The sequence below is a fragment of the Microseira sp. BLCC-F43 genome (genome assembly GCF_041929235.1).
In the GTDB taxonomy this organism is placed as follows: Bacteria; Cyanobacteriota; Cyanobacteriia; order Cyanobacteriales; family Aerosakkonemataceae; genus Microseira.
Genome location: NZ_JBHFNP010000281.1, coordinates 32373 through 53940 on the forward strand (window position 1 = coordinate 32373; position 21568 = coordinate 53940).

Genomic DNA, 21568 nt, shown 5'->3' on the forward strand with positions numbered 1-21568 from the left:
TTTGGCATCAGAAATACTGACCTAACCCCCCTTGCCCCCCTTCCCTGCAAGGGAAGGGGGGAGTCTTTCTCCCCTCTCCTTGCAGGAGAGGGGTTGGGGGAGAGGTCTTTCTGTTTGGGGTTGGATTGGTAGTCTTCCCACGGTATTTTTGTTTCAGTTCTTTTACCTTGAGGACGATGAGATATTCGTAAAACGCCTGCAAAGTACACCAAGTAAAACCAGCCGAACCATCCAAACAACCTTTGAGGAAAAAATACATATAAAAGAAGCGAACTAACGGTCTAAAAGGAACGCGCAGCGACAGATTTTTGAGGGCGCGGCGTCTTTCTAATTCCGAACGACCAAAAAACAAGTCTCGCCAATTAATTGTTCCCGATTCTAACTGACTGAGGGTTTCAATTGCTTCATCGGTTGAGTAGCGGTTGTGCTTTTCAATCCAGCGACTAAACCCTTTGCTACAGGTATAATGGGGATAAGTTTCTTTGAGAAATCCGGTAGGCCCCAAACAAACTTCTCGTTCGGCGTGACCGTAATCGGTAAACCAAACTTTGTCTTTACAAAATAGCCGCATTTGGTAACGGGGATATTGGGTGCTGTGGCGAATCCAAGTCCCCATAAATAAGACTTGTTCGGCAACGTAATAACCAACGTATTTGGATGTTTTGATGGCTTCGAGGCATTCAGCAAATAGCTCTTGTGTCATCCGTTCGTCGGCTTCTAAAATGTAAAACCATGAGTATTTAGTGGGGACATTTTGTAACATCCAAGTGCGTTGCTGTCCGTGACTTTCAAACTTGTGCTGTACAATTCGCACGGGGTAGCGACGGGCGATTTCGACAGTGCGATCGCTACTGTATGAATCGACTACAATGACATCATCCGATAGCATTGCCGATTCAATTGTATAGGCAATATCTAGTTCTTCGTTGTGGGTCAAAATGTAAATTGAGATCATGATAATCGTTTAACAAGCACCAACTTCTCGAATCACCACGTATATAGTTTGACAAATAATTGCCAAGTCGTACCAAAAACTCCACCGACGCTGATAGCGCAAGTCTAACTCGACTACTTTTTCAAAATCTTTCACCGTAGAACGACCTCTAACTTGCCATTCTCCAGTTATTCCGGGTTTAACATCTAAGCGTCGCCAATGATGGTTGCTATATTGTTCGACTTCATCTAAAGTGGGTGGGCGAGTTCCTACTAAACTCATTTCTCCCATCAGTACATTCCAAAATTGCGGCAGTTCATCCAAACTGGTGCGGCGTAAAAAACGCCCCACCCGCGTGACGCGGGGGTCATTACGATTCTTGAAAATCGGCCCGTTTGCTTCATTTTGTACCAGGGATTGTAACTGTTCGGCGTTGACTATCATTGTGCGAAATTTGCGAATTTTAAACGGGCGTCCATAAAGTCCGCAACGTTTTTGCGCGTACAAGATAGGGCCGGGATTATCTAAATAAATAACAATTGCTATCGGTAGGAAAACAACTCCCAGGATCGTTAATCCGACTAAACTGCCTGCAATATCGAGTAGACGCTTAGAAACTGAATTAACTGAAGGATGAGCAGAGCCAACCCTGATAGATAAAGTGGTCATAGGTAATGGGTAATAGGTAATAGGTAATTGGTAATTGGTCATTAGACAAAACAAATAACTACAGAAATTACGCAAAAGATCTAAATGTAGGGTGCGTTAGCGAAGGGCGTAACGCACCGCAACACTAATAACTGATGACAAAATTAGACAAGCACAGCTTCTGGTTGAGACCAACGATTTCTGAGTTTACCAATAACAGCCATTTCGTGCATGAGACGGTCAAATCGTTCTGGAGTTAAAGATTGAGGACCATCTGATAAAGCTTTTGCCGGATTGGGATGAACCTCGATCATGAGAGAATCTGCACCAGCTGCGATCGCTGCAAATGCCATTGCAGGAACATACTCTGCTTTACCCGTGCCGTGACTGGGGTCAATTGCAATTGGTAAGTGAGTCAAATTTCGCAAAACCGGCACAACTGATAAATCTAAAGTATTGCGAGTATAGCGCTGGTCAAAACTACGAATTCCCCGCTCGCAAAGAATCACATTTTGGTTACCAGCATCCAAAATATACTCAGCCGCCATCAACCATTCTTCAATCGTTGCAGACATTCCCCGCTTCAAAAAAATTGGCTTATCTTGCGCGCCAACTTTTTTAAGTAAAGGGAAGTTTTGCATATTGCGAGCGCCGATTTGGATTATATCAGCAACCTCGGCTACTTTACTCAGATCCGCCGTGTCCATTACTTCTGTAATAATGCCCAATCCCGTCGCTTTTCTCGCTGCTTCTAACAACCCTAAAGCACTTTCCCCATATCCTTGAAACGCATAAGGAGATGTGCGAGGTTTATAAGCACCACCGCGGAGAAATTTTGCGCCTGCTGCTTTAACTCGCCGCGCTGTTTCTACAATCATTTCTTCATTTTCCACCGAGCAAGGGCCAGCAATTACTACTAATGGATGTTCTTCGCCAAAGTATACAGTTCCAGATGGTGTAGAGACAGCAACTTCGCTCGGTTGTCCGTGACGAAATTCGCGACTAACTCGTTTGAAAGGTTGTTCTACTCTTAATACTTGCTCGATCCAAGGGCTAATATTTTGAATTTGCAACGGATCGAGAGTCGCAGTCTCGCCAATCAAACCAATGACAATTTTATGCCGTCCAACGCTTTTTTCTGTTATAACTTGCCAATTCTCGTGTAACTCTTGCCGAATGCGATTAATTTCCTGTTCCGGCGTGCTGTTCTTAATCACTACAATCATGGTTACGTTCCTCGCGTGTTGTGAATGGGTAATTGCTAATTGCTAATTGCTAATTGCTAATTGGCAGTTCAATGACCTATTAGCAATTAGCAATTAACTAATTAATAAATTGCGCTAATTGTGCCAATTTGTTCCAAGCTACTCCGCTTTGCAGGATGTCTTTAGCAATTGAAACCCCTTGAGTCAATTCTGCAATCGCTTCGCCGACGTACAATGCTAAAGCTGCGTTTAAAGCCACTACATCTTGCTGCGATCGCGTGCCTTTTCCTTGTAAAACTGCTTTGAGAATTGCGGCATTTTCCCCCACATCTCCACCCCGCAATTCCCCCGTGGGTGCAGCCTTCAAACCGAGTTCTTCGGGATTAATTGCCATCAAGCGAACCTGTCGATTTTCCACGACAGCCAAATCGGTTAAATCGGCTAATCCCGCCTCGTCTAACTTCTCGCGTCCGTGCAATACAATCCCTTTTCTTGTACCCAATTGACATAAAGATTGAGCGATTGGTTGGATTAGATTGGGGTCGCATACACCGATTATTTGCCCTGTTGGTTGCATGGGATTGAGCAGCGGCCCTAAAATGTTAAAAATGGTGCGAATTTTGAGAGTTTTTCGCAAAGATGCTACCACTTTAAACGCTGGATGCCAACCGGGTGCAAATAGAAATGTAATGCCAACTTCATCAACCGCTGCTTGAATCTTTTCCGGGTTGGCATTAAGATTAATTCCCACTGCTTCTAACACATCTGCCGATCCAGCTTTACCAGATGCCGAACGATTGCCGTGTTTCGCAACTTTTACTCCTGCTGCTGCGGCTACAAACGCAACTGCTGTGGAAATATTAAAGGTTGAAGCGCAATCGCCGCCAGTTCCGCAAGTGTCAATTAGGGGAATTGGGAATGGGGAATTGGTAATTGGTGATGGAATTAAAGATTGCGATCGCAATACTTGCACCATACCGATTAATTCGTCTGCGGACACTCCTTTAGCTTGAATTGCTGCTAAAATTGCGCCGGATAAAACCGGGGGAATTGCTTCGTTTAGCCAACCTTGCATCAACTCGGCAGATTGAGCGACTGAAAGCGATTGCTTATCGAGCAGTTGTTGCAATAAATCGGGCCAATTTGCGGAATCTTCTGCTAACTTTAGGCCATTAACAGCTTGAGTTAAAGCTATCATCCTGGGTAATGAGTAATGGGTAAAAACAAACAACAATTAGCAATTAGCAATTAGCCATTAGCAATGACTAATAACTCAAAAATTTGGCAACGGTTTGCACGTCTTTGTCACCGCGTCCGGAACAATTGATGACAATTCGGGGACTGTTTGTGAGTTGGGGAGAAAGGGTTTCTAGGTATGCGATCGCATGAGCAGTTTCGAGTGCCGGAATTATCCCTTCTAACCTCGAAAGCAGTTGAAATGCTGCTAAAGCTTGCCGATCGGTTACGCTGTAATATTCGGCACGCTCGGTTTCTTTTAAATAACTATGCTCAGGGCCAACACCAGGATAATCTAATCCAGCGCTAATTGAATGCGCTTCGATTACCTGACCATCCTCATCTTGCAATAAGTAACTCATCGCACCGTGCAACACGCCAATTCGTCCCCGCGTTAGCGTTGCTGCGTGCTTTTCCGAGTCAATTCCTTCTCCAGCTGCTTCAATTCCAATTAATAGCACAGATGGTTCATCAACAAACTCGTGAAACAGTCCGATTGCATTAGAACCACCACCCACACAAGCGAGCAAAATATCTGGTAAACCGCCCCATTTTTCCTGACATTGCGCGCGAGTTTCTTGTCCAATTACCGCGTGAAAATCGCGTACCATCATCGGATAAGGATGCGGCCCCGCAACCGAACCTAGAATATAGTGAGTGGTTTCTACATTCGTTACCCAGTCACGAATTGCTTCGGAAGTGGCATCTTTTAACGTTCCGGTTCCTGCTTCTACGGGACAAACTTTTGCTCCCATTAATTTCATCCGAAATACATTGAGCGCTTGTCTTTCCATGTCGTGGACGCCCATATAAATTACGCATTCCAAACCAAATCGAGCGCATACTGTAGCTGTCGCTACGCCGTGTTGTCCGGCTCCGGTTTCGGCAATAATTCGCTGTTTGCCCATGCGTTTTGCTAGTAGGACTTGGGCTAAGGCGTTGTTGATTTTATGCGCGCCTGTATGGTTTAAGTCTTCGCGTTTGAGGTAAATTTGTGGCCCGGTACCGTCGGGTTTGGCATAGCGTTCTGTTAAGCGTTCGGCGAAGTATAAAGGGCTGGGTCTTCCTACATAATCTCGCATTAAGTTTTGCAATTCATGTTGGAATATTGGGTTGTTGCGATATTGGTAAAAGGCGGTTTCTAGTTCGGTTAATGCGGGCATTAATGTTTCGGGAACGTATTTACCGCCGAATTTTCCAAATCGTCCTAAGTTGTCTGGTCGGACTGGGATGCTGGATGAGGATAGGGTGAATAATTGTTTTTGGTTGACCACGGGTGAAGATCTCCTTTTTTTTGAACCGCAGAGACGCAGAGGACGCAGAGGAAGAGAAGAAAGAGGTTTAGTTACTCTCTTCTCGCGGGGAGAATTTGTCTAGAATGAACCGCGAAGACGCGAAGAACGCGAAGGAAGAGAGAGGAAGAAGATAATCTTCTGGTGGGAAGGCGCTACGCATCAATATGTAGATATCGTAGGGGCGGGTTTTACCAATAATCTTTGATAGAAACAAACAATTTAATTAAACCCGCCCCGGCGAGGTGTTTCCTATTGATGGGAAAAGGGTATAAGTTTTAAGAGGTGAGTAGGGGTGAGAGTAGTTGTTGGGGTGCGATCGCATTTTTTAATTCGCGGCAAAGTTTCTCTATTTCTTGTAGTCCTTGTTGGGGGGTATTTTGTGATAATTGTTTGACGAAGGCACTGCCGACAATGACTGCATCTGCACCCCAGTCTTTTACTTGACGCGCGTGTTGGGGTTGAGAGATGCCAAAACCGACGCCAATGGGTTTGTTGGTGATTTGTCGCATTTCTTGCAGGATGTCTTTTACTCTTGTTTGAAGTTGCGATCGCATTCCGGTTACTCCGGTGACGCTGACTAGGTAGATAAAGCCAGAGGATAGGTGAGCGATCGCTTGAATGCGTTCTTTTGAACTGGTAGGTGCTACGAGTAATATGACTTCAATTCCCAAATCGGCAGCGTTTTTTAACAGTTCTCCTGCTTCTTCTACGGGTAAGTCAGGTACTACTAAACCCTTAACTCCGGCAATGGCAATTCTGGCTAAAAATTGCTTGATGCCTTGGTTCAAAATCGGGTTGTAATAAGTGAATAAAATTAGAGGAGCTTTCAAGCTTGGGCTAACGGTTTGAACCAGGTCTAAAACCTGTTCTAATTTAGTTCCTCGTTGCAAAGCTTTTGTTGCTGCTGCTTGAATTACTGGGCCATCTGCAAGCGGATCTGAATAGGGAACGCCCAATTCAATTATATCGGCACCATTCGCGTCTAAAATGCGTAAAGCTTCTGCTGTTGTATACAAGTCAGGATCGCCAGCGGTAATGAAAGGAATTAAGGCACACTGACGTTTAGCGCGTAAAGATTCAAAGCACTTAGAGATACTATTCATCTTGTTGGTAATCGGTAATGGGTAATGGGTAATACCAAATCCGGGTTTAATACCCACTCGATCGCTTAGACCGCGTAGGCGGTCTTTGGTTGTGTAGGCGCGACTTTAGTCGTTAGCCATAAAAGGGGTAATCGCAGCGGATTTGGTCTTCTTGGTGAAGAAAGAGTTTCTCTTCTCTCTTTCTTCTTCCTTAGCGTCCTAATTCGCTATCGCGAATCGCTTCGCTACCGCGTCTATGGCGGTTCAATAATATAGATATTGACACCAAGCCAAAGGATTAGCTACCACAAAATACAACAATCTTGCCCCGCACGCCTTCGCCGCCCTGCTCTAATTTTTTATGAGCTTCTGCAATTTGATTCAGTGGAAAACTCATGCCGATAACTGGTTTAATTTGACCGCGTTCTATGAGGATTCTCAAAGCATCAAGTTTAGGGCGGGTGCGGTCTAAATGGACAAAATGAACCGTGATATTTTTGCGAATGGCTAAATTCAAATCTCCTGCTATCCCGGTTACGGTGACGGCTTGACCGTTCTGTTTCACTACCATCAAGCTTTTGGCTAAAATTTCACCGCCAACGGTAGTCAAACAAACGTCAACGCCTTCACCATTTGTTTCATTCAGAATGATGTCAACAAAGTTTTCGTTTCGGTAGTCAATTGCTCTGTCTGCACCGATGGATTTTACTAGGTCGATGTCATAGCCGCCGCAGGTTGTATAAACATAAGTTCCTGCTGCTTTTGCTATTTGAATTGCGAAGGAACCAACCCCACCTGCACTCCCGTGAATTAGCACGGTTTCGCCAACTTTAATATTGGCTCGGTCGATGAGTGCAGCCCAAGCCGTACCGCCTGCTACGGGTACGCTAGCTGCTTCTTGATGGGATAAGTTTGTTGGTTTTTTAGCAACAATTGATTCGTGGGCTGCGTGATATTCAGCGTTGCCACCGTTGCCTTCCAAAAGGGGTATGGCATAGTAAACTTCATCCCCTACTTTAAAGTCTTTTACGCTTTCACCGATGGCCTCAATAACTCCGGAAACGTCATAGCCGAGAATAGCAGGCAACTTGACTCTTGGCCCAAATATTCCTTGACGCACCCCACAATCGGCGGGGTTAATTGAGGTGGCATAAACCTTGACTAAAATTTCGTTTTTAGCGGGTATTGGTTTATCGACCTCGCGTTCTGCAAAAACTTCTGGGCCTCCGAAGGCTGTAATGACCATCGCTTTCATGCAAAGACCTGGGTATTTAATAAATTGGTTACAGCTTGTTCTAGGTTTGTTTGTTTGACTAAGGACTCGCCAATTAGAACAGCCCTTGCGCCCCATTCTGCTACCAAAGCTAGGTCAGCAGGTGTATACAAACCAGATTCGCTGACAACTGTAATCCCCAAGTCTTGGCATTGCGATCGCCTCGCTTGCATCAGTCTTTGGGTGGTTTTTAAATCCATCGTGAAATTGACCAGATTGCGGTTATTAATTCCCACTAATTGCAAGTTGGGCAGGGTCAAAACTCGGTCGAATTCATCCAAGGTATGCACTTCTACTAATGCAGTCATGCCCAATTCGCGGATAATTTGGGAAAATTCTAACAGTTCTCCATAGGAGAGGATACCCGCAATTAGTAACACCGCATCTGCGCCCGCTGCTCGTGCTAAATAAATTTGGTAAGGGTCGATAATAAATTCTTTGCACAGCAGTGGAACGGATACTTTTTGACGAATTGCCCGCAGATTTTGAAAACTGCCTTGGAAGAACTTTCGATCCGTCAGGACGGAGATACAAGCAGCACCACCTCGCTCGTAGGATTGCGCGATCGCAACGGGGTCAAAGTCGGCTCGAATCACCCCTTTACTAGGCGACGCTTTTTTGACTTCTGCTATTATGCTAGGGTTGCTTGGACTTTGCTGCAAAGCGGTTAAGAAGTTGCGCGGTAAAGGCGGATCGGCTACTTGAAATTGCAGTTCTGAAGCTGGCAATAAGGTTTGCATTTCCGCGATTTCTTCTTCTTTATGCAGCACAATTTCTTCAAGAATGTGGTGCGGTTTTGGGCGAGAGTACAGCATAGTCACCGTTTGAGTTTATATATGCAAAAGTGCTTCGATCTTCTGGCAGGAAATTAGCAGATTTGGCGTAGGTGCGGATGACGTTGTTAATAATCGCCAACCCCACTTCTCCTGCTAAGGTCATGATTGATTCGGGGTGAAATTGAACGGCAACAATTGGCAGGGTTTTATGCTCGATGCCCATAATTACATCATCGTGGGAAATTGCCGTTACTTTTAATTCTTCGGGTAGATGTTCGGGCAGGGCATATAATGAATGGTATCTGCCAACTTCAAAAGATGGCGGTAAACCTGCAAACATCGCTGACTCTGGAGCTTTGACGAAAACGCGCGATGATTTACCGTGTTGCGGGTAACTCAGAACGCCTAATTTACCTCCAAATGCTTCTACAGTTCCTTGCAAACCTAAGCAAACTCCAAAAATAGGAATTTGGCGATTTATGCAGGCGCGCACTGTTTCTGGAACGCGAAAATCGCTGGGTCTGCCGGGACCGGGAGATAAGACAACTAAGTCGGGACTTTCCTCATCGAAAACGGATTCGGGAAAGCCGTGTCGCAGCGTTGTAACAATCGCACCTGTCTGGCGAATATAGTTAGCTAAGGTATGAACAAACGAGTCTTCATAGTCAATTAATAAGACGCGCTTGTTGCGTCCTGGGGTAGCTTTGATCTTTTCATGTACCGCGATGGGAGAAGTGGCGAAGCTTGCTTGTTGGGCGCGGTGAATGGTTTCAAACAGGGCGGCAGCTTTGGTTAAAGTTTCCCGTTCTTCTGCTTCTGGAATTGAGTCGTAAAGCACGGTAGCGCCGACTCTAACTTCTGCGATCGCATCTTTTAATCGTATCGTCCGCAAAATTAATCCGGTATTCAAATCGCCGTTAAATGTTAGCCTTCCTACTGCGCCCCCATACCAGCGCCGCGGACTATTTTCGTGCTGTTCGATAAACTGCATCGCCGCCCGTTTTGGTGCGCCTGTTACTGTCACTGCCCAAGTATGGCTGAGAAATGCATCTAAAGCATCAAATTCCGGTCTTAATACGCCCTCAACGTGGTCTACTGTATGAATTAAGTGACTGTATAATTCTATTTGACGTCGCCCAATTACTTGTACCGATCCGGGTTCGCAGATCCGAGATTTATCGTTGCGATCCACATCGGTACACATGGTTAATTCGCATTCATCTTTGCGCGAATTGAGCAATTCACGAATCCGATCCGCATCGTCCATTGCATCTTGTCCGCGCGCAATTGTGCCGCTGATCGGGCAAGTTTCTACGCGCCTCCCTTCAACGCGCACAAACATTTCTGGCGATGCGCCTATGAGAAATTCCCCACCTAAATTAAAGATGAATCCGTAGGGACTGTGGTTAATTTGCTGTAGCGTTTGAAATAGTTTCGCTGGTGCTTCTTCGCAAGCTTCAAAAAAGTTTTGACTGGGAACGACTTCAAATAAATCGCCGCGCTTGAAGTATTCTAGTGCTGTTAAAACTTTGCTGGCATACTCGCCTGGAGTATGGTCGGATTTCTGGGTGGGGGATAAGTTCTCGCCTTTGTAATTAATGAAATCGCCCGCACGGTCTAAACCGCTGGTGCTACCGTAATCAGTTTCAAATTCATATTGATAGCGAAAAGCTCGTTGTTGATAGTAGTCCACTATCACCAATTCATCGGGGAGATACAATACTAAATCTCGCTGATCGGCGGCGCGTTCGCGTTGTTTAGGTATTGACTCAAACTGAAATACCAAGTCGTAGCCAAAAGCACCGTACAAACCTAAGTGTTCGTCATCGATGCTGTAAAACGAATGTAGAATATCACGAATCACCGTAAAAACAGAAGGTTGCTTGCTGCGCTCTTCTTCTGTAAACGATCGCTCTGTCGGTTTGATATAGCCTGCGATCGCATTTTGGGTCACATTCAGGTCTTGAAGTTGAGCTTGCTCGCTTAAACGTTCGACTAAATAAGGCAAAAGCACCTTACCGCGATCGTTATGTGCCGTTAGGGTAAAAGCATTCTCCCGCGTCGAAAGTTCCAGCGGTGGATTAACAAACCCCATCGCCCATCTTTTGTATCGTCCTGGGTATTCATAGCTGCTTTTCAGCAACCCGCCGCGCTGCCAGTTCAGGCATGACAAAATATCTTCAATTGCAGTGTCCATCAAAATCTCTACAATCGAGCGCGTTACCCGAACACCACCAGAAGTTATGTAAGAGTGGGACTCAAAAATCATGGGAATATTCTTCCTAACTGCTTACCTTTAAAAATCTGACCTAAGCGAGATGTCAGCGGCACTAAGTTTTTATTACCCAGCCGATGAAAAATATCAAGCGGATCGGTAAGGTGACGTTAGCTTGAGAAACGCTGCACCTTTCATAGGAGTTTACAAAACCCAAAAGTCCAATAGCAATGAATTATCTTTTGATCTGCTTGTCAATTCTTTTGAATCTATTTTTATTTGGGAGCGGCATTTATTGAGTTTTATGCTTAACATATAATTTTATATTCCGCCAAAAATTTATGTTATTATAACCAGAGTAACCGGCATTACAAAAAGGAAATCAGTCTTGAGATAGAAGTGTAGTTAAGACATTAAGATTAATCTGACTTAGTGGTTATTTATGCTCGGCAAGAGGACAAAATACTATTAATATCAATTCCGTTTAAGTAGTTTAGTAAAATTTCTGGCTCGTCCTGCGGGTCAATCCAAACTATGACTACAATTGCGGAAGCGATATTAAACCCACAACACCGTTGATCCCTGCGATGACAGCAAATGAAGCAGATTCCCAAGCTTTCTGTTACCAGAGCGTACCTAGCTTGTAAATATGAATACCCTATTTGGGTGAGGGCTTGTGAATTGTGAGGAAATCAAACAACCCAAAACTATCGGTTGCGGGTGCGCGAGGACTGGTGAAGCATCCTTGTTTTTACTAATACCAGTCATCTTACCTGTTGTCTACCATACTCAGCGAGAGGAGAGACGGTGAAAAAAATTTTGGTGATAGAGGATAGTAAGCCATTCAGAAACCAGATTCTAAAACAGCTTGAATCTAAAGGTTTCTATACTATCGCCGCTGAAAACGGCTTTGATGGCATTAGACTCGCAAAAGAACAGTTACCGGATTTAGTAATTTGCGATATTTTAATGCCGGATCTTGATGGTTACAGCGTTCTGATTACGCTGCGCCAAAACCCGGATACGGCGATTATTCCGTTTATTTTTGTCACTGCCAAAGTAACCCGGAGTGACCTTCGTAAAGGGATGGTTTTGGGAGCAGATGACTATCTTACCAAGCCATTTACGCCTGAGGAATTAATCGCTTCGGTCACTACCCAGTTGGAAAAACATGTAGCTTTGCAAGCTGCGATCGCAACTCGTTTAAACCAAGCTACCCAAAACCAATCAGCGGCGGATATTGCCCCCGCAGGTTCAATTGAATCAGATAATAATGTCGAGTCAATTTTACCCAATTGCCCCCAACTGGCTGAGGTTTTTCAGTTTATTGAAGCCAATTATCATCGATCGATTAACCTGTGCGACGTAGCCGAAGCTGTTGGTTATTCTCCCTCTTACTTGACGAACCTGGTGCGACAGCAAACGGGACACAGTTTATATCGCTGGATTGTCGAACGTCGCATGGCGGAGGCGCTTTCTTTGCTGCGAAAAACTGATATGGCAATCAATCAAATTGCTACAGCGATTGGCTATAAGGATGCCTGCCATTTCAGCCGCCATTTTCGCCAAGTTCACGGCACAAGTCCCCAAGCTTGGAGAAATACCCATCGCCCTGGAGAAAGTCAACCAAGAGCGAAAGAATTGACAAGGAGATCGCAAGATTATTCATTGCCAACGCCTTTGACCTGTTAGTAGACTCTAAAAAGTGGAAAGTCGATACTTGGAAAGCTTAAAAATCCTAGCTTTACAAGCTTTCGATTTTCCCATAGCTGACTGGGGATTTTACTACTTTCCTATCTGAAGAATACCTATTTAATGAACCGCGAAGACGCGATAGCGTTCGCGCAGCGGCGCGGATGCGCAAGAGCGAAACGCGATAGCGTTTTAGAGCGCGAAGGAGAAGAGAAGAAGAAGATAGGTAAGCTTATAGCGGGAAGGGAGTAATTGTTCTAGAAGCTAAGATTTTTGCTTCAATCTTGCACTTTGGCACTAACACCCGGAAATCAACTTTCTTGCGGGTGAAAAATCTGCGGCAAGTTGTGAGTTGACCCAAACCAAGGAGTTGAAGCAATGGTTACTTTCGAGCAACAGGGTGCTACGGATCTATACAATTTCAGGACTTACGCAGGACGAGGCCAGAAACCCGGTTTCGACCGTCGATCTCTGGTTGCCAAACCAACGATTTTTTGTATCACCTTAGTTTCTTTGCGTAAGTCCTAAATTTGTTGGCGCACGCCGCGCGTCGGTTGCCGAAGCACGCTTGATTCATTTCAGATTTCAGAATTAGCTCTACCCGCTTCAATCTGCAATTTGAAATCTGAAATTTGAAATAAAAACCTACAAGTATTTAAGGCAATGACTCAAAACTCTACTCAAAAAACGGCTTCGATTACCACCGACTCGCGTCAGGCATTAGATTTAACTACCTTCGAGTACCAAAGTCCTGACGAAGAGAAACAGGAATCGGTTGCTGGTGCGATCGCCAAAATGTTAGAAAATTTGGGCATCGCCTACGCCTTTGGTGTCCCTGGGGGTGCGATGGCGTCGCTGTGGGGTGCGATGTCCAACAGCGACTTAGCAGTAATTCACTTTCGCCACGAAGGAGGAGCCGCGTTTGCCGCCACCGAGGCGTACTTCGCCGGTGGTAGCCCGGTAGCAGTTTTTACCACCGCAGGCCCAGGCATCACCAATTCCCTCACGGGATTGTTTGCGGCGCGGGGTGAAGGGGCGAAAATTATTCTGCTCTCGGCTTGCACGTCGGCATCCCAGCGCGGTAGATGGGCGATTCAAGAAACCAGCGCCTTTACCCTACCCAGTTCGGGAATTTTTACCTCGGGAACGCTGTTTAATTTTGCCGCCATCGTCGAAAGCGCCGACCAATTACCGCAAATTTCGCGCAAACTCGCGCTTGGTTTGTCGCAACCCGGTGGTTTTATCGCCCATTTGAGCATTCCTACTGGAATTCAAACAACTAAGCTCAATACCTCCTTACCAGAGGTAAGCGTTGCCGAAACTTGTTCAACTCCCAACGAAGAAACCATCGCCAAATGCGTGCAGTTGCTTTCTGAAGGGCGATTTGCAATTTGGGTAGGTTTCGGCGCGCGGGGTGCTGCGGACGAGATCCGCCAACTGGCAGAGAGAACGGGCGCGGCTGTCATGTGTTCCCCCCGCGGCAAGGGCATTTTCCCCGAAAATCACCCCCAATTCGTCGGCGTCACCGGACTCGGCGGACATGGTTCGGTGATGCAGTACCTGCGCGAACAGCCTCCGGTACGCACCTTGGTGTTGGGGACGCGACTGGGCGAACCAACTTCGTTTTGGAGTGAAGCAATGGTTCCCCCGCGCGGTTTCGTGCATGTGGATATCGACCCAGAAGTGCCGGGAGTCGCCTTCCCTCATGCCGAAACCTTCCCCGTGCAATCGGATGTGAAAGCGTTCTTGAAAGCGCTGCTCAAGCAATTTCCAAAACGTCCGGCGATAACCGTATCTCTACCGAATCCAGACATAGAGGTAGTCGCAAAAGATACAGTCAGCAAGTTAGTGCGTCCTGCGGTGCTGATGGATGCGATTCAACGAATAATCGTTGAAGGAAGCGATGCCTTAGTCTTAGCCGAGTCGGGGAATTCATTTACTTGGTCAACGCACATGTTGCGGTTTACACAACCCAATCGTTATCGCGTTAGTACCGGCGTCGGGTCGATGGGTCATACCGTCACGGGTGTAGTAGGCGCGGCAATTGCTCGCGAAGGCAAAGCCGTCGCCATTGTCGGCGATGGGTCGATGCTGATGAACAACGAAATCAGCACGGCGGTGAAATACCGAGTGGCTGCGGTTTGGGTTGTACTGAACGACGCTAGGTATAATATGTGTCACCAAGGCATGGCAATGTTAGGGATGACAGGTGCAGATGCCTTGCTACCGCCGACAGATTTTGTCGCGATCGCGCGGGGGATGGGTGCAGACGGCATCCGAGTGCAAAGCGAATCCGAGATCGAAGCGGCATTGGAGAGAGCGATCGCATCTACTAATCCCTTCGTCATCGATGTGATCATCGACCCCAATTGTCCCGCCCCCTCCCAAGGACGCAACAAGAGTCTGCTAGTTGCACAAGGCGTCAAATCCAATCCAGCCAAACAAATTTCATTCCCATTAGTAGAAGGGTAATTGAGGATTTTAGATTTGAGATTTGAGATTTTAGATTTGATTTTAAATCTGAAATCTAAAATCTTCAATCTGAAATTACCAAAACGGAGTGTTACGTGAACCTGTTTGAATCAACTGAAAAAATGGGTCATGAGCAAGTACTTTTTTGCCATGACAACAAGACAAATCTCAAGGCAATAATTGCCATTCACGACGCCGGATTAGGCTCGGCAATGGGTGCAACGCGCTTATGGCCTTATGCCAGCGAAGAAGAAGCTTTAAAAGACGCCCTGCGCCTCAGTCGCGGCATGACTTACAAAGCAGCTTGTGCGGGCATTCCCGTGGGTGGCGGAAAAGCAGTCATTATCGCCAAACCCGAACATAAAACCGACGAAATGCTAGAAGCTTACGGGCGTTTTGTCGATAGCCTCAACGGACGTTTCATCACCGGACAAGATGTAAATCTTTGCCCCGAAGACGTCCGCACAATTCGCCGGGTAACCCGTCACGTTGTCGGCGTATCCGAACAAGCTGGAGGTCCAGCCGTTACCACCGCTTTAGGAGTTTTTCTCGGCATCAAAGCCGCCGTAGGGTTTCGCTTACCCCACAAAGAATTGAACCAAATTAGAGTAGCAGTTCAAGGCGCTGGAAACGTCGGAAAAAACCTTTGTCAACTTTTGCATCAAGCCGGGGCAGAAATTTTCGTCACCGACTTAAGCCGGGAAAGAACAGAGGAAATTAAAGAACTTTATGGAGCAACAATTGTACAACCTGAAGAAATTTACTCCCTAGACGTAGATGTTTTTGCGCCCTGTGCTTTAGGAGGCGTAATTAACTGCACAACCCTGATGTTGCTCAAAGCTCCAATTATCGCAGGTTGTGCCAATAACCAGCTAGAAGACGAGGTGTTACACACCACAATTATGGAATCAAAGGAAATCCTTTATTGCCCAGATTATGTCATCAACGCTGGCGGTTTAATCAATGTTTACGGCGAAATGATTGGAGCAAATGACGAAGAAATCATCAATCGCGTCAGTAGAATTTACGATACGCTGTTTGAGATTTTTTTCAAAGCGAAGCGGGAACACATCACCACTCATGATGCTTCTAAACGATTAGCTGAAGAACGCATTATGAAAGCAAAAAATCAAAAAATGTTGGCTAAAACTGCGTGAGGAACTAACAATGGAAGACAATACATTTGCCACATCGGCTTATATCGCTACTTCGCCTGAGAAAGCCTTTGATTACCTGTGCAGTTTGAAAAACTTAGATGATTGGACGCTGTTCAGTCGCATGATAGAACAGGTAGACGAAAATACCTGGATTGGCACGGCATCGGGTTATCAAAGAAATCTTTACTATCACGTGAGAAAGATTGAAAACCCGCTGTTTTATGGGATAGAATGGCACTGCGGTTTTGAGTACAAAAAATACTTTCAAGTTTACCCGGTGCTGTTGTTTCCTCCCAGTTATATAGAACCGGGAAGCGAAGAAGAGGGCGTTTATTTCCACTGGCTGAGTTTTGTCGATCCAAAGCGACGGACGCCCATGATTATGCAGGGAATTCATACCGTGCATACTTCCGAATGTCGTTCGCTAAAAGCGATATTGGAACGGCAAGCAGGGCGGACTAGAGCAGCAGAAGGACGTTATGCGATCGCAACTGACACCATGTACATCGACGCCCCGCTGGAATTAGGCGTCGAATATATCAGCAACCTGCAAAACATCGATGAATGGGCGCACCTTTTACGTCCAGATGGCGAGATTTCATCCCAGTATGGTGAATTTCGCGACGAATACAACCAAAAGGTAAAAGTAACTTTCCGGCTGCATAACCTGAACAATTACTATCTGCTCGAACAAGATTACTTTTACCCCGAATACAAATTTTATCAGCGCTGTCCTGCCATTCTAATTCCCTGTTCATATGCCTTTGGCGATCCATCAGCCAGGGGATTTATCCAACATCGAATTACCTTCTGGAAAGTAGGCAAAGCTTACCGCCACGGCAAACTTCAAATGGAAGACTTTGGAGCCGAAAGCATGAACGTCAAGCGTTTAGTTGAAGCCAAAGCAGGCAATACAGAAACCTTCGCCCGTGGCATGAGTTATATGCCCCAACAAACTCAAGAATTAGTAGCAGTTGCTAACGGCAAATAACCATAATACCAAGTTGCATTCAAAACTCTAACCTCCTCCTTCTCTTACCTCCGTGTCCTCTGCGCCTCTGCGGTTCGTTCCCTTTCACCTTAGATTGCAACTCGGTATTACTCCTACTCCACCAGAAAATTATCTTCACTTCTTCTTTCCTCTTCCTTCGTGTTCTTCGCGTCTTCGCGGTTCATTCAATACAAATTCTTCTGGCGAGAAGGGAGTAAATTCGGGGGCGGGCAAAATGCCCACCCCACAAAGCAAAAAAACTCTTGTGGGGTAGGCGTCCCGCCTGCCACTATATCCCATGAAACTCAAGCTATTTACTCTGACATTTCTAACTTTTTTGATTGCCACCGTTCTCAACTCAAAAGCAGCCATTGCGGCATCGCTCCAAATACTTGCCGATAACCTAAATAATGCACGAGGTTTAACCTTTGATTCTAACGGTAATCTTTACATTACAGAAGCAGGATTGGGCGGACAAGGAAATTGCATTCCATCACCCACCAATCAAGGCAATTTATGTTACGGCACAACGGGTGCAGTGACAAAAATAGAAAATGGTAAAACCAAGCGCATTCTTACCGGACTTCCTTCCTTAGCATTAGCCGATGGAACAGGAGCTGCTGGTCCTAATGATATAAAATTTGATGCCAATGGTAAACCTTATGTTTTGATTGGGTATGGAGCGAATCCAGCCTTACGAGATGCCGCATTCGGTAACGCTGAATTGGGAAAAATTATCGCTCCCGACTTTGAGACAAATTCCTGGACAAGTATTGCCGATTTAGCGAATTACGAACTGGCGAACAATCCCGATCGAGGGGATATAGGTAGCAATCCCTTGGCTTTTTTAATCGATGGAAAGCGAGCGATCGCAGTCGATGCGGGTGCAAACGACTTGCTGGGCGTCGGTACGGATGGGAGCGATTTGCAAGCGATCGCAGTCCTGCCCCAACAAATATTAACCAATCCCATTTTCCCGCCTTCTAACGCCCAACCTTTCGATCCCACGCAAGTTCCATCACCCGGTAATTTTGGCAATGCGCCACCCTCTGGCTTTCCCGTTCAAGCAACACCTACAGGTGTAGCAAAAGGCCCCGATGGTGCTTATTATGTCAGCGTATTTACGGGCTTTCCCTTTCCAGAAGGTGGGGCAAAAATCTATCGAGTTGGCGCAGATGATCGACCAACAATTTACGCAGATGGCTTTACCCAACTGACAAATTTAACCTTCGATCCGCAAGGCAATTTGTATGCATTGCAGTACGCAGATCGCTCAGCTTGGAAAGGAAATTTTGATGGTTCCGTCATCAAAATAGCGCCCAATGGGACTCGCACCACCGTTCTTAGTGGGAACGGACTAGAATCCCCCAGCAGCTTGACAATTGGCCCCGATGGTGCAATCTACGTGACCAATCGAAGCGATCGCCCAGGACAAGGACAAATCCTCAGAATAGAAAATCCCAAATCCGTCCCCGAACCTACCTCAGTTCTAAGCATATTAACCCTGGGCATTTTGGGCGTTATAGCGGATTGCAGGCCCATGAGGTAGACCTTCGTTTGTATAGCGGCAGCATTAATGCTGCCGCTATACAAACGAAGCCAAAAGGCTTTACTTCACTCGAAAAGCAATCCGCTGTAATCGCTTGCGAAAAGGCCAATTAATTCCAGATTGTATGTTGGGCTTACGGGGGTGAAACCCAACCTACTTATAAAGTGTTCTCATTCTTATCAACGATCGATATCGAAAGCTATGAAACTCAAATCCTTTGCTTTGACAATGTTCGCATTTTCTATTGCCGTTGTTTCTGGAAACCAAGCAGCAGAAGCTGTAACATTAACCAAAATTGCCGAAGGACTTAATAATGCACGAGGTATCACTTTTGGGCCTGATGGTAATATTTATGTTGGAGAAACAGGTTTAGGAGGAAATGGAAATTGTCAGCCATCGCCTTCTACAGCAGGTCAGCCAATCTGTGCTGGTAATACAGGTTCGGTCACCGTAATTAAACCAGACGGAACCACAAATCGTATATTTGATGGTTTCCAATCCCTGGCATTACAACCTTCTCAGCAACAGGGAGCAGGCCCCCAAGCAGTAAGTTTTGATTCCCAAGGCAATGCTTATCTTTTAGTTGGATATGCTGGTTTTCCAGGCAACCGGGATACAGAATTAAATGCCCTTTCTCTTGGTGTTCCATTACCACCAGAGCAATATATTATTGCGCCTCCAGTTGCACCCGATAAAGTATTAAATACTCCTGACTTGGCAAAACTGTATAAAGCCGATTTGAATACCGGGGCACTTTCAACTATTTTTGACTTTGGTAAATACGAACTCCTCAACAACCCTGATGGCGGAGATGTGATTACCAATCCTTATGCGATCGCAATTAAAGGTGATACCGCCTATGTCGCTGATGGCGGTGGAAACAGCATCTACGGTGTCAAACTTGATGGCAGTGATGTCAAAGCAATTCCAGTACCCAAGCAACTCGTAAAAAACCCAATATTCCCACCTCCCGCACCAGGATTGCCCCCTGGAGTAGTACCAGAAATTCCTCCAGCAGAGATACTGCTTCAATCAGTACCGACGGGCATAACTCTTGGCCCTGATGGCAATATATATTTTGGCGAATATACAGGTTTTCCCTATCCAGAAGGTGCAGCACGTGTATTCAAATTGGGGCCAAATGACGAGCCAGAAGTTTTCGCGCAAGGGTTTACCGGCATCACCGATCTAACCTTTGATCAAAGCGGCAATTTGTTGGTCTTACAATTCACCGATCAGTCAGAGTGGAAGGGTGAAGATTTACGTTTTCTACCAGGTTCTTTAATCCAACTTGCTCCTGATGGAACTCGGACAACTTTAGTTGCTGCTGGTCAAGGACTCGAATCCTCTACAGGCATTGCTGTCAGTCCTGACAATCAAATATTCATCACAAAACGCGGCGTTGGAACATTAGGAGAAGTCGTCAAACTTGAGAGAACTAAAGTACCCGAACCAGCTTCTATATTTGGTTTGTTCGCGCTCGGTGCTTTAGGTGTAGCCTCCAAGCTGAAAAGCAAGCGCAAAGAGTTAGCTAATTGCTAATTGCTAATCGGTAATCGGTCATTGGTTAATGCTTTCCCATTACCGATTACCGATTACCCATTACCCATTAACTATAGGAGTGAAGCTCGTGGATTTACTAAAGAATTGGTCAGCTATTGTTGCCATTGCCGGAGCTGTGGCTGTAACTACAACCACCCTTCCAGCCTTTGCTTTAACTTTGGAATACGAACGCGATATTGGTAGACCAGCTACTTTTCAAAACGGCGATTTTCCCGGCGTTCCCGGAACATTGGCGGTTCCTCAAGGCATCGGCGTCCAAGATTCAACCGGGCATATTTTTATCAGTAATGGTCGCCGAATTGACCGGGTTGATGTTTTCGATAGCGAAGGTAATTATCTGAGAGCAATTGGCAGCACTGGACAAGGGCCTGGACAATTTGACGAGCCAGCCGACCTCAGATTCAACCCCATTAATGGCAATTTGTATGTGGGGGATGTGTTCAACAGCCGCATTAATGTGTTTGAGCCTAACGGCAACTATATTAAATCCTTTGGTCGTTTTAATGGGCAGCTTGAAGGTCGTCCATTCTTCGGGCCAGGGGGAATGGATTTTGATGCGGCTGGCAATTTGTATGTGACTGATTTTAGCGGCGATTTTGTCAGAGTATTCAACCCCGACGGCGAACAAATCAGAACAATTGGCAGTCCTGGCAACGCTCTGGGACAATTTTCTGGCCCAGGGGGTTTGATTATCTCGGAAAATACGGGCAGAATTTATATCAACGACCAGTACAATGGTCGCGTTCAGGTATTAGATGCACAAGCGAACCCACTGTTTGCTTTTGGCACGACTGGCAACGCTCCCGGACAGTTTAAAGAACCCATCGGTATCGATGTGGATGAGTTTGAGAATATCTATGTAGCAGACTCTCAAAACAGCCGCGTCCAAGTATTCGATAAAGACGGTAAACTCCTGACTATTTTTGGCGAACCTACCCGTAATTCGGCTGGCGAAATTGTTCCACCTCCTGTGCCTATTTCTTTGGGTGGAACCACTCCTTATGGCAGTCCAATGGATCTCACTCCTGGCAAGTTTAATTGGACGGCTGGGTTGCATTACGACAAGGATAAGATTTACGTGGGCGATTTCTTTCAAGGTCGGGTTCAGGTATTAAAAGTAGACAGAGCTTCAGTACCTGAACCTGCTTCAGTATTCGGGTTAATGCTGTTAGGAATTGGCGTGACTGCTGGCAAGTTGAAAAAGAAACATCAGCAGCTTGTCAAATAACACCTTTGTTAAGCGAGGCAGAGCCTCGACAATCTAGTTCCCAGGCTGAGCCTGGGAACCAGTAAGGTGGGCTGCTGCCTCTTGTTTCCAAGATTAAGCGAGGCAGAGCCTCGACAATCTAGTTCCCAGGCTGAGCCTGGGAACCAGTTAGGGAGGCTCTGCCTCCGGTTTCCACAGCAAAGGATTAAAAAACCAAAGAAAAACACGACGGTTGCAAACTTAAGTTTGTGTTGAATTTTTGTACTCAAAATA

16 protein-coding genes are annotated in these 21568 nt (G+C 45.9%); 7 read left to right on the forward strand and 9 right to left on the reverse strand.

Annotated features, from left to right (window positions below):
- Positions 1–7 precede the first annotated feature (7 nt).
- The 9 genes from ACE1CM_RS37270 to ACE1CM_RS37310 all read right to left on the reverse strand — a co-directional run bounded on the left by ACE1CM_RS37270 (position 8) and on the right by ACE1CM_RS37310 (position 10718).
- Positions 8–955, reverse strand: a complete 948-nt coding sequence (locus tag ACE1CM_RS37270; RefSeq protein ID WP_374883985.1) for a glycosyltransferase family 2 protein — start codon at positions 953–955, stop codon at positions 8–10.
- A gap of 9 nt (positions 956–964) precedes the next feature.
- Positions 965–1603 (reverse strand): sugar transferase, encoded by a 639-nt coding sequence (locus tag ACE1CM_RS37275; RefSeq protein WP_374883986.1) that lies wholly within the window; start codon positions 1601–1603, stop codon positions 965–967.
- Between the two features lie 143 nt (positions 1604–1746).
- Positions 1747–2808 carry a 3-deoxy-7-phosphoheptulonate synthase gene (aroF, locus tag ACE1CM_RS37280; protein ID WP_374883987.1) on the reverse strand — a complete coding sequence of 354 codons (1062 nt, stop codon included), beginning with the start codon at positions 2806–2808 and terminating at the stop codon, positions 1747–1749.
- A gap of 97 nt (positions 2809–2905) precedes the next feature.
- A complete protein-coding gene (gene trpD / locus ACE1CM_RS37285) occupies positions 2906–3985 on the reverse strand; it encodes an anthranilate phosphoribosyltransferase (protein ID WP_374883988.1) in 1080 nt (359 codons plus the stop codon).
- A gap of 67 nt (positions 3986–4052) precedes the next feature.
- Positions 4053–5297: a tryptophan synthase subunit beta gene (gene trpB / locus ACE1CM_RS37290; protein WP_374883989.1), complete on the reverse strand. Its 1245-nt coding sequence runs from the start codon at positions 5295–5297 to the stop codon at positions 4053–4055.
- Between the two features lie 296 nt (positions 5298–5593).
- Positions 5594–6421, reverse strand: coding sequence for a tryptophan synthase subunit alpha (gene trpA, locus ACE1CM_RS37295; protein ID WP_374884094.1), 828 nt, complete (start codon positions 6419–6421; stop codon positions 5594–5596).
- A gap of 277 nt (positions 6422–6698) precedes the next feature.
- A complete protein-coding gene (locus tag ACE1CM_RS37300; RefSeq protein ID WP_374883990.1) occupies positions 6699–7655 on the reverse strand; it encodes a zinc-dependent alcohol dehydrogenase family protein in 957 nt (318 codons plus the stop codon).
- Positions 7652–8488 (reverse strand): indole-3-glycerol phosphate synthase TrpC, encoded by an 837-nt coding sequence (gene trpC / locus ACE1CM_RS37305; RefSeq protein WP_374883991.1) that lies wholly within the window; start codon positions 8486–8488, stop codon positions 7652–7654. Before trpC ends, ACE1CM_RS37300 begins: the two co-directional genes overlap by 4 nt.
- A complete protein-coding gene (locus ACE1CM_RS37310) occupies positions 8451–10718 on the reverse strand; it encodes an anthranilate synthase (protein WP_374883992.1) in 2268 nt (755 codons plus the stop codon). The genes trpC and ACE1CM_RS37310 overlap by 38 nt, the downstream gene beginning before the upstream one ends.
- A 753-nt stretch (positions 10719–11471) precedes the next feature.
- Between ACE1CM_RS37310 and ACE1CM_RS37315 the strand changes: the two genes are divergently transcribed.
- The 7 genes from ACE1CM_RS37315 (at position 11472) to scyF (ending at position 21316) form a co-directional block, all read left to right on the forward strand.
- Complete coding sequence (locus tag ACE1CM_RS37315; protein ID WP_374883993.1) at positions 11472–12356, forward strand: response regulator; 885 nt, start codon at positions 11472–11474, stop codon at positions 12354–12356.
- Between the two features lie 663 nt (positions 12357–13019).
- Complete coding sequence (scyA, locus tag ACE1CM_RS37320) at positions 13020–14828, forward strand: scytonemin biosynthesis protein ScyA (protein ID WP_374883994.1); 1809 nt, start codon at positions 13020–13022, stop codon at positions 14826–14828.
- A 95-nt stretch (positions 14829–14923) separates the two neighbouring features.
- Complete coding sequence (scyB, locus tag ACE1CM_RS37325; RefSeq protein ID WP_374883995.1) at positions 14924–15985, forward strand: tryptophan dehydrogenase ScyB; 1062 nt, start codon at positions 14924–14926, stop codon at positions 15983–15985.
- A gap of 10 nt (positions 15986–15995) precedes the next feature.
- A complete protein-coding gene (gene scyC, locus ACE1CM_RS37330; RefSeq protein ID WP_374883996.1) occupies positions 15996–16976 on the forward strand; it encodes a scytonemin biosynthesis cyclase/decarboxylase ScyC in 981 nt (326 codons plus the stop codon).
- A 298-nt stretch (positions 16977–17274) separates the two neighbouring features.
- Positions 17275–18525, forward strand: coding sequence for a ScyD/ScyE family protein (locus ACE1CM_RS37335; protein ID WP_374883997.1), 1251 nt, complete (start codon positions 17275–17277; stop codon positions 18523–18525).
- 201 nt (positions 18526–18726) lie between these two features.
- Positions 18727–20067 (forward strand): ScyD/ScyE family protein, encoded by a 1341-nt coding sequence (locus ACE1CM_RS37340; protein ID WP_374883998.1) that lies wholly within the window; start codon positions 18727–18729, stop codon positions 20065–20067.
- 88 nt (positions 20068–20155) lie between these two features.
- Complete coding sequence (gene scyF / locus ACE1CM_RS37345; RefSeq protein ID WP_374883999.1) at positions 20156–21316, forward strand: scytonemin biosynthesis PEP-CTERM protein ScyF; 1161 nt, start codon at positions 20156–20158, stop codon at positions 21314–21316.
- The last annotated feature ends 252 nt before the right edge of the window (positions 21317–21568 follow it).